General features: G+C 71.3%; 16 protein-coding genes. 9 read left to right on the forward strand and 7 right to left on the reverse strand.

Going from position 1 to position 13611, the window contains the following annotated elements:
- Positions 1–19 precede the first annotated feature (19 nt).
- Positions 20–520 (forward strand): Lrp/AsnC family transcriptional regulator, encoded by a 501-nt coding sequence (locus tag FJM51_RS08820; protein ID WP_140453772.1) that lies wholly within the window; start codon positions 20–22, stop codon positions 518–520.
- A 128-nt stretch (positions 521–648) separates the two neighbouring features.
- On the opposite strand, the gene pgeF is transcribed toward FJM51_RS08820, so the two are convergent.
- From pgeF to lgt, 3 genes are read right to left on the reverse strand one after another with little or no spacing between them, the layout of a single operon-like run.
- Positions 649–1407 (reverse strand): peptidoglycan editing factor PgeF, encoded by a 759-nt coding sequence (gene pgeF / locus FJM51_RS08825; protein WP_140453773.1) that lies wholly within the window; start codon positions 1405–1407, stop codon positions 649–651.
- Positions 1404–2495: a class I SAM-dependent methyltransferase gene (locus FJM51_RS08830; RefSeq protein WP_233713056.1), complete on the reverse strand. Its 1092-nt coding sequence runs from the start codon at positions 2493–2495 to the stop codon at positions 1404–1406. Before FJM51_RS08830 ends, pgeF begins: the two co-directional genes overlap by 4 nt.
- On the reverse strand, positions 2492–3376 hold the full coding sequence (gene lgt / locus FJM51_RS08835) for a prolipoprotein diacylglyceryl transferase (RefSeq protein WP_140453774.1): 885 nt from the start codon (positions 3374–3376) through the stop codon (positions 2492–2494). The genes FJM51_RS08830 and lgt overlap by 4 nt, the downstream gene beginning before the upstream one ends.
- A gap of 140 nt (positions 3377–3516) precedes the next feature.
- Between lgt and FJM51_RS08840 the strand changes: the two genes are divergently transcribed.
- The 5 genes from FJM51_RS08840 to FJM51_RS08860 all read left to right on the forward strand — a co-directional run bounded on the left by FJM51_RS08840 (position 3517) and on the right by FJM51_RS08860 (position 6629).
- On the forward strand, positions 3517–3765 hold the full coding sequence (locus FJM51_RS08840) for an accessory factor UbiK family protein (protein ID WP_140453775.1): 249 nt from the start codon (positions 3517–3519) through the stop codon (positions 3763–3765).
- A gap of 262 nt (positions 3766–4027) precedes the next feature.
- Positions 4028–4531, forward strand: coding sequence for a type III secretion system chaperone family protein (locus FJM51_RS08845; protein ID WP_140453776.1), 504 nt, complete (start codon positions 4028–4030; stop codon positions 4529–4531).
- A gap of 197 nt (positions 4532–4728) precedes the next feature.
- Complete coding sequence (locus FJM51_RS08850) at positions 4729–5196, forward strand: phasin family protein (protein ID WP_140453777.1); 468 nt, start codon at positions 4729–4731, stop codon at positions 5194–5196.
- Between the two features lie 114 nt (positions 5197–5310).
- A complete protein-coding gene (locus tag FJM51_RS08855) occupies positions 5311–5652 on the forward strand; it encodes a tRNA-binding protein (protein ID WP_140453778.1) in 342 nt (113 codons plus the stop codon).
- A gap of 11 nt (positions 5653–5663) precedes the next feature.
- Positions 5664–6629, forward strand: coding sequence for a 2-hydroxyacid dehydrogenase (locus tag FJM51_RS08860; protein WP_140453779.1), 966 nt, complete (start codon positions 5664–5666; stop codon positions 6627–6629).
- A 10-nt stretch (positions 6630–6639) separates the two neighbouring features.
- Here FJM51_RS08860 and FJM51_RS08865 read toward each other — a convergent pair whose 3' ends face one another.
- Positions 6640–8190, reverse strand: a complete 1551-nt coding sequence (locus FJM51_RS08865) for an AMP-binding protein (protein WP_140453780.1) — start codon at positions 8188–8190, stop codon at positions 6640–6642.
- 84 nt (positions 8191–8274) lie between these two features.
- Positions 8275–9279 carry a zinc-dependent alcohol dehydrogenase family protein gene (locus FJM51_RS08870; RefSeq protein ID WP_210240247.1) on the reverse strand — a complete coding sequence of 335 codons (1005 nt, stop codon included), beginning with the start codon at positions 9277–9279 and terminating at the stop codon, positions 8275–8277.
- A 157-nt stretch (positions 9280–9436) separates the two neighbouring features.
- Between FJM51_RS08870 and FJM51_RS08875 the strand changes: the two genes are divergently transcribed.
- The 3 genes from FJM51_RS08875 to glnA all read left to right on the forward strand — a co-directional run bounded on the left by FJM51_RS08875 (position 9437) and on the right by glnA (position 12299).
- Complete coding sequence (locus FJM51_RS08875; RefSeq protein ID WP_140453781.1) at positions 9437–10276, forward strand: hotdog family protein; 840 nt, start codon at positions 9437–9439, stop codon at positions 10274–10276.
- A gap of 186 nt (positions 10277–10462) precedes the next feature.
- Positions 10463–10801: a P-II family nitrogen regulator gene (locus tag FJM51_RS08880; protein WP_140453782.1), complete on the forward strand. Its 339-nt coding sequence runs from the start codon at positions 10463–10465 to the stop codon at positions 10799–10801.
- Positions 10802–10889: 88 nt separating this feature from the next.
- Positions 10890–12299, forward strand: a complete 1410-nt coding sequence (gene glnA / locus FJM51_RS08885) for a type I glutamate--ammonia ligase (protein ID WP_140453783.1) — start codon at positions 10890–10892, stop codon at positions 12297–12299.
- 360 nt (positions 12300–12659) lie between these two features.
- Here glnA and FJM51_RS08890 read toward each other — a convergent pair whose 3' ends face one another.
- Both FJM51_RS08890 and FJM51_RS08895 read right to left on the reverse strand, forming a co-directional pair.
- Positions 12660–13376, reverse strand: a complete 717-nt coding sequence (locus tag FJM51_RS08890; protein ID WP_140453784.1) for an NAD-dependent deacylase — start codon at positions 13374–13376, stop codon at positions 12660–12662.
- Positions 13373–13564 carry a hypothetical protein gene (locus FJM51_RS08895; protein WP_181164498.1) on the reverse strand — a complete coding sequence of 64 codons (192 nt, stop codon included), beginning with the start codon at positions 13562–13564 and terminating at the stop codon, positions 13373–13375. Before FJM51_RS08895 ends, FJM51_RS08890 begins: the two co-directional genes overlap by 4 nt.
- Positions 13565–13611 lie beyond the last annotated feature (47 nt).

The raw sequence follows: 13611 nt of genomic DNA on the forward strand, positions 1-13611 counted from the left end.
ACGGGAATTGTCGCGTCTCATGGCCTCCACCAAACTCGATCCTATCGACCGCCGGATCCTCGCGGAACTCCAGGCCGACGGCAGGATGACCAATGTCGAACTCTCGCGCCGCGTGGGCATCTCCGCGCCGCCCTGCCTCAGGCGCGTGCGCGCGCTGGAGGAGGCCGGGCTGATCCGGGGCTACCACGCCGACGTGAACGCGCGCGATCTCGGTTTCGAGGTGCAGGTCTTCGCGATGATCCGGTTGTCGAGCCAGGCCGAACGCGACCTCGCCGCCTTCGAGGCGCGCTGCCGCGACTGGCCGCTCGTGCGCGAATGCCACATGCTGAACGGCGAAATCGATTTCATCCTGAAATGCGTGGCGCCCGACCTCTCGACCTTCCAGAGCTTCCTGACCGAGGGGCTGACCTCCGCGCCCAATGTCGCGAGCGTGAAGACGAGCCTCGTGATCCGCTGCGCGAAGGACGAGCCGGCGGTGCCCTTCGACGTCTACGAGGAACGCGCCCGCGCGCGGGATTGAGAGGGGGGGTGGCGGACAGATGTCCGCCCTACGGGGTCGCGGCATGGGGCGGACAAATGTCCGCCCTACGGGGGACGTAGGGCGGACATCTGTCCGCCATCCATCCCTCTCCCCCGCCGAGCCCCCCGTCAGAGCCGGATCACCGCGATCTGCCGCCCGTAATCCGGCTCGCCCGCGTGGGTCGCGCGGCGGTAGGAATAGAACCGCCCCGGATCGGAATAGGTGCAATGGCCGGTCCACTCCGCCTCGACCCCGAGTTCGCGCAGCCGGGCGAGCACGAAGCCCGGCAGGTCGAAGCGCAGCCGGTCGCCCTGGCCCGGCGCGAAGAAGCGCTCGAACCCCGCCTCCTCCCAGGCGAACCGCTCGAAGAAGTCCGGTCCGACCTCGTAGGCGCGCTGGCTGATCGTCGGCCCCACCACAGCGCGGATCGCGCCGCGCGTGGCGCCGAGGCGCTCCATCGCGATCACGGTTTCCTCCAGCACGCCCCCGAGCGCGCCGCGCCAGCCGGCATGGGCCGCGCCGATCACCTCCGCGTCGCCGGCGCGGAACAGGACCGGGGCGCAATCCGCCGTCAGCACGCTGAGCGCGAGGCCGGGGCGGTCGGTCACCACCGCGTCGGCCTCCGGCCGCGTCCCGCCCTCCCAGGGGCCTTCCGCGGTGACGACGCGGGTCGAATGCACCTGCCTGAGCGAGAGGAGACGCGCGGGCGCCACGTCCATCGCCTCGGCGACGCGGCTCCGGTTGATCGTCACCGCCTCGCTCAGGTCGGAGGATCCCTGGCCGCAGTTCAGTCCTTCGAAGATCCCGGACGAGGCGCCCCCCTTGCGGGTGAAGAACCCGTGCGTGGTGCCGTCGAGACGCGGGGAGGTGAGGATTTCGAGCATCATCGATCCATGCCTGGGCGCGGCTCCGCCGGGTCGAGGCCGGGCAGCGGCGCGCTGTTCGAAGGGGCGAACCCCAGAACGCGGAACAGGTTTCCCATTTCGTCCGGATGGGTCAAGCGCCGATGCGCGGCGGCGATCGCCGCCACGCCTCCCGCGTCCCGCCCGCGGGCGAGGGCATTGGCCCGCGCCGTGATCCCGAGCCGCTCCAGGAAGACGCCCTGCGCGACCGGCCCCGCGACCGCGACCGGCCCCGCCGCCTCGGCCAGCGCGCGGAAGCGGACATGGGTGGTGAGATCCGCGGCGCCGGGCTCGGCCAGCGGATCGACGGAGTCATGCGCGCGCAGCGCCTGCAGCGTGTCGCCGGTGCCGTCCCAGGCGCCGTAGTCGATCACGAGCGCCGCGCCGCCCGCCGACGCGATCCGGGCGCCGACCGCCCCGGCGATCGCCTCCGCCGCCGGGCAGCATTCGACCACCGCCCCGTCGGGCGCGAGCGGGAAGCGGCGCGCGAGTTCGGGCTCGGCCCGGGGCGGCCCCCAGCGGAAGGCGAGGCCCGGCCCGGCCCGCTCCACCAGCCGTTCGAGCCAGGCCATGTCGGCGCGCCGGAACTGCCGCGCGGGCAGCGCGTCGAAGAATTCGTTCGCGACGAGATAGAGCGGACCGGCCGGCAGCTCCTCGACCCGCGCCGCCCAGTTCGGACCATGGCCCGCCAGCGTCTCCGCCTGCCGCGCCCTGAGCGCCGGGCTCGTCTCGACGAGCCAGAGCTCGGCGGCCTCGGCGAAACCCGGCAGCCGCGAGGCGACGCGGAGCGCGTCGCGCATCAGCGTGCCGCGGCCGGGGCCGAGTTCGGCCAGCACGAAGCGCGCGGGCGCCCCCTGCCCGCGCCAGACCTCCGCGAGCCAGGCGCCGACCAGTTCGCCGAACATCTGGCTGATCTCGGGCGCCGTGGTGAAATCCCCCGCCGCGCCGAGCGGGTCGCGGGTGGCGTAGTAGCCATGCTCCGGATGGCCGAGGCAGAGCGCCATGTATTCGTCGAGCGGCATCGGCCCCCGCTCGACGATCCGCCCCGCGATCAGCGCGCCGAGCGGGGTCACGGCGCCGCGCGCCGCGCGCGCGCCCAGAGGAAGAGCCCGAGCGCGAGCATCGGCAGGCTCAGGAGCTGGCCCATCGTCAGCCCCCAGCCGCCGCCGAGCGCGATCACATGGCCGATCGGGTTCCCGGGGGTGACGAACTGCGGATCGGCCTGGCGGAACAGTTCGACGAACATCCGGCTGAGCGAATAGCCGATCAGGAACAGGCCGAAGATCCGCCCGGGCCGGGCGAGCGCGCCGCGCCGGATCGCGAGGAAGAGCACGAGGAAGAGCACGATCCCCTCCAGCGCCGCCTCGTAGAGCTGCGAGGGATGGCGGGCGCAGACCGCCGTCCAGTCCGGCGGGCAGGTCGCGCCCGCGCCCGGAAACATCACCGCCCAGGGCGCGGTCGAGGGTTTGCCCCAGAGCTCGCCGTTGATGAAGTTCGCGATCCGCCCGAAGAAGAGCCCGATCGGCGTGGCGGCGGAGACCGCGTCGCCGACGCCGAGGATCGGGAAGCCGTTCCGGAGGCAGAAGGCGATGATCCCGGTGGCGACGCCGATCAGCCCGCCGTGGAAGGACATCCCCCCCTGCCAGACCGCGAGGATCTGGCCGGGATGGGCGAGGAAATATCCCGGCTGGTAGAAGAGCACGTAGCCGATCCGCCCGCCGAGGATCACCGAGAGCACCATCCAGGTCAGCAGGTCGTCGGTACGCTCCGGCGGCATCGGCGCCGCCCCGCCCCAGAGCGCGGGCCGCCGGCAGAGCGCGGCAACGTAGCGCCAGCCGAGCACCAGCCCGGCGATATAGGCGAGCGCGTACCAGCGGATCGCGAATTCGACGCCGAAGAGGTCGATGGAGAAGAGCCGCGGGTCGATGTCGGGAAAGGGCAGGACGAAGGGCATCGCGGCTCCGGTTCGTGAGGGCGCCCCTGCATCGGGGCCGATCCGGGCGAAGTCAAGCCGCGGATCGCGTGCCGGGCGCTTGGCAAAACGCCGCGCCGGGACCATATCAGCACGCGAAACCCCCCGGGAGGACCATGCCGATGCAGACCCGTTCCAAGATCCTCGACGACCTCACGCAGCTCATGTCGAACGCCGTCGGGGTCGCGCAGGGCGCGAAGACCGAGGCGGAGACCGCGCTCAAGGGCATGATGGACCGCTGGCTCGCCGATCGCGACTTCGTGACGCGCGAGGAATTCGACGCGGTGCGCGCGATGGCGCAGAAGGCGCGCGAGGAGAACGACGCGCTCCAGGCCCGAATCGCCGCGCTCGAGGAAGCCGCGAAGTCCTGACGCGACCGGCCGGATTCCGCCGCCGCGCGGTTCAGAAGCCGGTGGAATTCGGGCCTCTATCGCCCGGCGGGACCGGCCATTTCGCAGCCGCGGCGAAATCCGCGCGGCCCGGGCCCCGCGACCAAGAATTGTCTTTACAGGGCCTTCACTCTCACACACCATATTTTGTAGGTCCCCCGTCCAGGCGGGTGACCTGTTGTTAACCTCACAGCCCCCGCGCGGGGTCTTGCCCCGCCGGCGGCCAGACGAAGAGGCACCGGGTATGGGCATTGTCGAGCGTGATTTTGACTGCGAGGAAATCCACCCCATCGATATCGTCGAGACGCTCGCGGAGGAGCGTTCGTGGGATTTCGACCGCGTCGCCGATGATCAGATCGCCATGGCCATCGAGGGGAGCTGGAGGACCTATTCCGTCACCCTTGCCTGGTCGGCGCAGGACGAGTCGCTCCGGCTCATCTGCGCCTTCGAGATGGCCCCGCCCGCGCGCAAGCTGAACGCGCTCAACCGCGCGATCATGCTGGCCAACGACAAGTGCTGGCTCGGCGCCTTCGTACTCTGGCCGGAACAGAAGATGATGGCCTTCCGCTACGCGCTGAACCTGACCGGCGGCGCGATGGCGAGCTCGGCGCAGATCAACGACATGGTGCGCGCCGCCGTGATGTCCTGCGAGCGATTCTATCCCGCCTTCCAGCTCGTCGCCTGGGGCAACGAGTCGCCGGAGACCGCGCTCGGCATCGCGATGACCGAGGCCTACGGCCGGGCCTGAGCCCCGGCCCGCTCCCCCCGGCATGCGCACCTCTCGGGGGGAGCGGTTCCGGCGCGTCCGATTGTCACGCGCCCGGCATTCTCGCGTGCTAGGCTGGCCCTGTCCCCGCCGCGCGGGGAGGCGGCCGCGAGACGCCGGTTGACGTGAATGCTGCGGTGCAGCATAACACGAGGACAATCAAGGGAGAGGAAAGCCCGATGTTCGACCCCAAGACCTTCGCCTTCGACCCGGAGAAGATCTCCGAGTTCTTCAAGCAGAACGACTTCACCAAGCAGTTCCAGAACTTCAAGATGCCGGAGGTCGATACCGAGGCCTTCATGACCGCCCAGAAGAAGAACATGGAAGCCCTGGTGGAGGCCAACAAGGCCGCCGCCGCCGGCTATCAGGATCTCTTCAAGAAGCAGGTCTCGATCTTCGAGGAGACGATGGCCGAGGCGCAGAAGCACCTGAAGTCCTTCGACACCACGAAGCTCGACGCCGACAGCGCCAAGGCGCAGGCCGAGCTGGCCAAGGCCGCCTTCGAGAAGGCGCTCGCCAACATGCAGGCGCTGGCCGAATCCGCGCAGAAGGCGAATGCCAGCGCCTACGAGATCGTCTCGGCGCGCATCCAGGAAAGCCTCGTGGAACTGCGCGACATGGCGACCAAGCTCGCCAAGAAGGGCTGAGCCGGCCAGGGGGCGCCCTCCGACTTTAAGCCAGAAACGCGGAAAACCGCTTGCCCGCGCCGGGCAGGCGGTTTTCCTTGCGCGCGAACCCCTTTGCCCCCGCGGGAAGAGCGCATGACCGGGACCGCCACATTCGAGGACTTCCTGCGCGTCGACATCCGCGTCGGCCGGATCGAACGGGCCGAGCCGTTTCCGGAGGCGCGCAAGCCCGCCTACAGGCTCTGGATCGACTTCGGCCCGGAGATCGGCACGCGGAAATCCTCCGCCCAAATCACCGAACTCTACGCGGTCGCGGATCTCGTCGGGCGCCGCGTGCTCGGCGTCGTCAACTTCCCGCCGCGCCAGATCGGCCCGTTCCGCTCCGAGGTGCTCGTCCTCGGCGTGGCCGACGCCGAGGGCCGCGTCGTCCTCGTCGCCCCCGATGCCGAGACCCCTCTCGGCGCCCGCCTGCATTGAAGGAGCAGCCCTTGTCCCGTCCCCGCGTCATCGTCACCCGCAAGCTGCCCGATCCGGTCGAGGAAAGGCTCGGCGCCCTCTTCGACGTCACGCTGAACCCGAGCGACCGCGCGCTCCCGGCCGACGAGCTGAAGGCGGCGATGCGCGAGGCGGACGGCGTGCTCTGCGCCGTGGTCGACCCGATGACGGCCGAGGTGCTCGGCGTCGCGGGCAGGCGGGCCGGGATCGTCGCCAATTTCGGCGTCGGCGTGAACAACATCGACCTGAAGGCGGCGGAGGCCGCCGGCATCGCCGTCGGCAACACGCCCGACGTGCTGACCGACGCGACCGCGGACATCGCCATCGCGCTGATGCTCGCCGCGACCCGGCGGATGTACGAGACCGAGAAGATGCTGCGCGAGGGCCGCTGGAAGGGCTTCTCGATCACCGCGCAGCTCGGCATGGGCCTCAGGGACAAGGTGATCGGCATCGTCGGCATGGGCCGGATCGGCCAGGCGACGGCGCGCCGCGCCGCGCTCGGCTTCGGGATGAAGGTGATCTACTTCAACCGCTCCGACCTCCGGGTGGAACTCGACTTCCCGGCCGAGCGGCGCGCGACGATCGAGGAGGTGATGGCGGAGGCCGATGTCGTCTCGCTGCACATCCCCGGCGGCGGCGAGAACCGGGGCCGGATCTCGGCGGCGATGATCGCGGCGATGAAGCCGACCGCCTACCTCGTCAACACCGCGCGCGGCGACGTCGTGGACGAGCCCGCGCTCGTCGCGGCGCTCGCGGCGGGCCGGATCGCCGGCGCCGGGCTCGACGTCTTCGCCGAGGAGCCGAAGGTGCCGGCCGAACTCGTCGCGCTCGAGAACGTGACGCTGCTGCCGCATATCGGCAGCGCGACGCTTGAGACGCGCACCGCGATGGGGATGCTCGCGGTCGACAATCTCGAGGCCTTCTTCGCCGGACGGCCGATGCCGGCGCGGGTCGTCTGACCGGCCCGGCTCACTCCGCCTCCAGCAGCGCCTGGAGGCGGGGGAAGTCGGTCTTGCCCGAGGCCAGCACCGGGATCTCCGCGAGAACGCGCAGCTCGGCCGGAAGCTGGATCTCCGCCACGCCCGCCTCGCGCGCATGGGCGCGCAGATCCTCGAGCCGCGCGCCGGGATGGGCGATCGCGAGCACGACCTTCTGCCCCTTGCGCGGACAGGGCAGCGCGGCGGCGCCGAGCGGCTCGTCCGGCCAGACATCGGCGGCGAGCGCCTCGACCCGCGCGAGCGAGACCATCTCGCCCCCGACCTTGGCGAAGCGCCTCAGCCGCCCGACGATGGTGACATGCCCTTCCGGGCCCATCCGCACCACGTCGCCGGTGTCGTACCAGCCGTCCTCGGGCGGCTCGACCGCGCCCTCCCCGCCGAGACGGAGGTAGCCCGCCATCACGTTCGGCCCGCGCACGAAAAGCCGCTCGCCATCGATGCCCGGCACCGGCTCCAGCCGGTACTCGATCCCGGGCAGCAGGCGGCCGACGGTGCCGGGCCGAGGGTCGGCGTAGTCGTTGAGCGCGAGCACCGGCCCGGTCTCCGTCGCGCCGTAGCCTTCGAGCACCGGCACGCCGAAGCTTCCGGTCCAGAGCGCGCGGGTCGTCGCCTTCACCGGCTCGCCCCCCGCCACGACGGCGCGCAGCGAGCCGAGCTGCGCGGCGGTGGCCCGGCGCCCCCAGCCGGCGAGGAAGGTGTCGGTGCCGATCAGGATCGTCGCTTCGAGCCGCCGCACCAGTTCGGGGATGACGCGGTAGTGCAGCGGCGAGGGATGCAGCCCGGTCCGGATCCCCGTGGCGAGCATCAGCGCCACGCCCGCGGTCAGGCCGAAACTGTGGAAGAGCGGCAGGGCGGAGACCGCGCGATCCTCCGGCCCGATCGGCGCGCGCGCCCGAAGCTGCGCGATATTGGCGAGGATGTTGCCATGGGTGAGCACGACGCCCTTCGGCGCCCCCTCGGTGCCCGAGGTGAAGAGCACCGCCGCCTCGCTCGCCCGCGTCACGTCGCGCGGGGCGAAGCGTCCGGCGACGGCGGCGGCGAGCTTGTCGAAGGCGCCCGCCGACCGGCGCAGATCCTCGGTCCAGACCATCGCGAAGCCCGCCGCGACCATCTCCTCCACCAGCGCGCCGAGTTCCGCCTTCTCGACGAAGACGCGGCTCGAGAGGACGCTCCCGCAACCCGCCACGCGCAAGGCCGCGAGGACCGGACCCGGCCCCACGGTCGGGTTCAGCATCGCGGGCACCCGTCCCGAGCGCCAGAAGCCGAGCAGGACCGCGACCGCCCCCGGCGCCGCCGGCAGCAGCACGCCGACCCGCTCGCCGGACGCGAAGCGCGCGCGGAAGGCGCGCTCCAGCACCGCGGCGGCGAGGGTGAGCCGGCCATAGGTCAGCGCGGTCCCGGCGATGTCCTCGACCGCGACCCGGCCCGCGCCATGCGCCCTGCGCGCGGCGAGCACCGCCTCGGCCAGCGAGCCGAACCGGTCGAGCGCCCTGAACCGCGCCAGTTCCGTGTCCCGTTCCACCGCGTCCTCCCCCTGCCCCGCTGGCAGACTGCGCCCCGCCGGGTGAAAAGGACAGCCCCGAAGGACGCCGCCCGCGCGCGCGCCTCAGGGAACGAGCACCGCCGCTCCCTGGAACCGGCCCCGCCGCAGGTCATCGAGCGCCTCGTTCGCGCGGCGGAGCGGATAGACCGAGGTCTCGGCGCGGATCCCGGCCCGGGGCGCGAGGTCGAGGAACTCGACCGCGTCGGCGCGGGTGAGATTGGCAACCGAGAGGATCTCGCGCTCCTCCCAGAGGATCTCGTAGGGGAAGGACGGAATGTCGCTCATGTGGATCCCGCCGCAGACGACCCGCCCGCCCTTGCGGAGCGCGCGGAGCGCGAGCGGCACCAGCGCGCCCACCGGCGCGAAGAGGATCGCGGCGTCGAGAAGTTCCGGCGGCCGCTCCTCCGACCCGCCGGCCCAGACCGCGCCGAGCCGGAGCGCGAGCGCGCGCGCCCCGGCGTCCCCGGCCCGGGTGAAGGCGTAGACCTCCCGCCCCTGCCAGACGAGCACCTGCGCGAGCAGATGCGCGGCCGCCCCGAACCCGTAGAGCCCGATCCGCCGCCCCTCTCCCGCGCGCCGCAGCGAGCGCCAGCCGATCAGCCCCGCGCACATGAGCGGCGCCGCGGCCACCGGATCCTCGAACCCGGCGAGCGGGAAGGCGAAGGCCGCGTCGGCCACGACATGGGTGGCGAAGCCGCCGTCGCGGGTGAAGCCGGTGAATTCGGGCGCGTCGCAGAGATTCTCGCGCCCCTCCGCGCAATAGGGGCAGTGGCCGCAGGCATGGCCGAGCCACGGGATCCCGACCCGCGTGCCCGGCGCGGGGCTTGCGACGCCGGGACCGCGCGCCACGACCCGGCCGACGATCTCGTGGCCCGGCACGATCGGCAGCCGCCCGTTCGGCAATTCCCCGTCCACCACGTGCAGATCGGTGCGGCAGACCGCGCAGGCCTCGACCGCGACCAGGATCTCGCCCGGCCCCGGAACCGGCGCCGGACGCGCCTCCCAGACGAGCGGCGCGCCAATCGCGCGCAGCACCATCGCCCCCGTCTCCCGCTCCGGCCCCGCCATGCCATTCCCCCCGGCGCTTCTCCCCTCCGGCCATCCTGCCACCATCGGGGCGGAGCGCCAATCGCGGAGCCGTCCCGGGGCCGCGATCCGGCCCGCCGCTTGACAGGCCCGGCCAGACTTGGTCGATGGCTCCCGGAGCGGCGGCGAGGACGGATGAATGCGCGCAATGACCATCGGGCGCCCGACGCTGACGACCCGCGTCGAAAGCTGGGAATGCGACTTCAACGATCACTGGAACGCCCGGTTCTACGCGCGGAGCTTCCAGCAGGCCGCCGAGCGCGTGGCGACGCTCGACGGCCGCGACAATCCCGGCCTCGGCCTCCTCGGGGCGCGCACGATCCGTTTCCACCGCGAGCTTCTGGCCGGGACCGGCGTCGAGGTGCGCTCGGCCCGGGTCTCGGGGGGCGAATACGGCGGCGCGGTGCTCCACCTGCTCGGCGACGCGCGCGGCCTCGCCGCGACCGCGCTCGACCTGCCCGGGACCGGCGGCGCGGCGCTGCCGCGGGCGAGCGCGCGCGAGGCGCGGCTGGCCTTTCCCCGCGCCGGCGCGCCGGCGGACGCCGAGGAAAACTGGGCGGGCGCGCGGATCGCCGAGACCGGCCCGGTCCGCCCGGCGGAACTCGACCATACCGGCGCCCCGCTGCTCGAGGAGATCCTCCGGCGCGTCGCCCTCGGCCTGCACGCGCTGCTCGACGGGCTCGGCTTCACGCGGGACTTCACGGCGGAGCACGGCATCGGCCGCATGGCGGTGGAAACCCGGATCCGCCCGCTCGCCGCGGGCCCGCTGCGCCCCGGCGCGCTGCTCCGGGTCCGCTCCCGCCTCGCGCGGACCGGACCCCGCTCCTTCGCCACGCGCCACCGGCTCGAGACCGACACCGGCGCGGCCCTCGCGCGGGTCGGGCATACCCTCGTCGCGGTCGATCTCGCCACCCGCCGCGCCGTCGCGCCGCCGGGTTTCCTCCCGCGTCCGGAGGCCGGCGAAGCGGCCCTCCGCTGACTTTGGCGACCGATCTTAATTTGCTTGCATCTAGGGCAACATGATCAATAGATGGGCAATGACGAAGGATTTTCCGGCCTCGGTCGGCGCTTGGCGGCGGGGCGCTTGAATCCCCCCCATCAAGCTGATTTTTCGAGCGCGATCGACGACTGGGTCGTCCGGAATGGCAAAGGGAGCGTCCCCCTCATGAAAAAGATCGAAGCGATCATCAAACCATTCAAGCTCGATGAGGTGAAAGAGGCGCTCCAGGAAGTCGGCATCCAGGGTCTCAGCGTGACCGAGGCCAAGGGCTTCGGCCGGCAGAAGGGCCATACGGAACTCTATCGCGGCGCCGAATACGTCGTGGACTTCCTGCCCAAGGTGAAGATCGAGGTGGTGCTCGGCGACGACCAGGTCGACGCCGCGGTGGAGGCGATCATCTCCGCCGCCAAGACCGGCAAGATCGGCGACGGCAAGATCTTCATCATGCCCGTCGACCAGGCGATCCGGATCCGCACCGGCGAGGAAGGCAACGACGCGCTCTGACCGCCCGCCGGCACCCCGAGCCTCGAACCGAACGGGCCACGCGCGGAGGCCCGCAACCGCATCGCGCCATAACCGCTAAGGAACAGACATGAGCGATAAAGAGTCCATTCTGAAGTCCCTCAAGGAAGACGACATCCCCTATGTCGACATCCGCTTCACGGATCCCAAGGGCAAGCTCCAGCATGTGACCGTCCTTTCGGACCTCGTCGACGAGGACTTCCTCGACGAGGGGTTCATGTTCGACGGATCCTCGATCGCCGGCTGGAAGGGCATCGAGGAATCGGACATGAAGCTCATGGTCGATGTCGAGAGCGCCTATATCGACCCGTTCTTCGCCGAGAAGACGCTCTGCGTGCACTGCTCGGTCGTCGAGCCCGACACCGGCGAGCCCTATGACCGCGACCCGCGCGGCACCGCCGAGAAGGCCGAGGCCTATCTGAAGTCCTCCGGCATGGGCGACGCCGCCTATTTCGGCCCGGAGGCCGAGTTCTTCCTCTTCGACGACGTGCGCTTCTCGAACACGATCAACAAGGTCAGCTTCCAGATCGACGCGATCGACGCCTCCTGGAACACCGACACCGTCTACGAGATGGGCAACATGGGCCACCGGCCCGGCGTCAAGGGCGGCTACTTCCCGGTGCCCCCGGTCGACAGCGCCCAGGACATCCGCGCCGAGATGCTCTCGACGATGAAGCGGATGGGGATGAAGGTCGACAAGCACCACCACGAGGTGGCCTCGCCCCAGCACGAACTCGGCCTGATCTTCGGCACGCTCACCAAGCAGGCCGACGAGATCCAGAAGTACAAGTACGTGATCCAGCAGGTCGCCGCCGCCTACGGCAAGACCGCGACCTTCATGCCGAAGCCCTATTACGGCGACAACGGCTCGGGCATGCATGTGAACATGTCGGTCTGGAAGGACGGCAAGCCGCTCTTCGCCGGCGACAAGTACGCCGACCTCTCCCAGGAGGCGCTCTGGTTCATCGGCGGCCTGCTGCACCACGCGAAGTCGCTCAACGCCTTCACCAACCCGACCACGAACAGCTACAAGCGGCTGATCCCGGGCTTCGAGGCGCCGGTGCTGCGCGCCTATTCCGCGCGCAACCGCTCGGGCTGCGTCCGCATCCCGTGGTCGGAGAGCCCGAAGGCGAAGCGCGTCGAGGCCCGCTTCCCCGATCCGCTCGCGAACCCCTATCTCGCCTTCGCGGCGCTGCTGATGGCCGGTCTCGACGGGATCAAGAACAAGATCGATCCGGGCGAGGCCTCGGACAAGGACCTCTACGACCTGCCCCCCGAGGAGCTGGCCGAGATCCCGACCGTCTGCGGCTCGCTGCGCGAAGCGCTCGAGAGCCTCGCGGCGGACAAGGACTACCTGCTCGCGGGCAATGTCTTCACCGAGAGCCAGCTCGAGGGCTACATGGCGCTGAAGTGGAAGGAGGTCTACGCCTTCGAACACACGCCGCATCCGGTCGAGTACCAGATGTACTATTCCGGCTGATCCCGGATCGGTATCGCACTTTCCGAAGGCGGCGCCCCGGCGCCGCCTTCTCGCGTCGCACTCCCCGCCCTCCGGGCGGTGGCGCCGCGTCCGGCGCCGCGCTGGTAGCAAGGCCGCGCCCGCGGCGCGCTCCGGGACCTTCGCCCGTGGCACCCCCGCCTCACCCGCCGGCTCTTCGCCCCACCGGGTGGCCCGCCAACGCGCGCTTCCTCCCATGTTTCATATGGGCATGAAATCTATCGGGCAGTCCGTCCCGGCCAACGGGCCGGGACGAGGGGCCCCGCCAACAGGCGGGGAGAAAAGGACTCGCGGCCAAAGGGCCGCTCCGCCCGATCCCGCCGGAGGCGGGATCGCCTTCCCTCACGCCCCCGCGTCGCCGGTCCCGAGCAGCCGCGCGACGAAGCGCGGCACGCTCTCGACCGCCGGGCCGTAGACGCTTTCGTCGAAGAGATGGGCGTTCGCCGATTTCTCGAGATTGAACTCCAGCGTCAGGATGCCCATCGTCCGCGCGATCTCGACGAATTCCGCCGCCGGATAGACCGCGCCCGAGGTGCCGATCGCGACGAAGAGATCGGCGCGGGCGAGCGCCGCCTCGATCTCGGGCATGTCATAGGGCATCTCGCCGAACCAGACCACGTCGGGCCGCAGCGTCCCGGACCGGCCGCAGGCGGCGCAGTGGTCGCCGACGCCGAGATCGCCGCGCCATTCGACCGTGACGCGGCAGGCGCCGCAGAGCGCGCGGCAGATGCGCCCGTGCATGTGGTGCACCGCCCGCGACCCGGCGCGCTCGTGCAGGTCGTCGATGTTCTGGGTGCAGAGGAAAAGCGCCCCGCCGTCGGTCCGGAGCCCCTCGCCGAGTTCCGCGAGCGCGAAATGCGCCGCGTTCGGCCCCGCCGCCAGCATCGCCCGCCGCCGCGTGTTGTAGAAATCGTGCACCCGGCCGGGATCGGCGGCGAAGGCGGCCGGCGTCGCGAGCTTCACCGGATCGAATCTGGCCCAGATCCCGCCCGCGTCGCGAAAGGTGCCGAGCCCGCTGCCCGCCGAGATCCCCGCGCCGGTGAGGACGAAGACCCTCACGCCGCGTTTTCCGGTCCGCCAGACAGCCCCGGCGCCCCGCGGTCGCGCGGCGCCCTCCGCGCGGCGAAGGCTTCGTCGCGCCGCAACAACCCGTCTTCCGGCGCGATCGGCCCCGCGCCCGGCGGCCGCCAGCCGCGCTCATCCATCCAGGATGCGGCCGGCAGGCGCCGCTGCGAGATCCCGCTCATCCCGTCCGTTTCCAAAGACCCTTTGCCCGCGCGGACCAAACAAGATA

This window comes from Amaricoccus solimangrovi (assembly GCF_006385685.1).
GTDB lineage: Bacteria > Pseudomonadota > Alphaproteobacteria > Rhodobacterales > Rhodobacteraceae > Amaricoccus > Amaricoccus solimangrovi.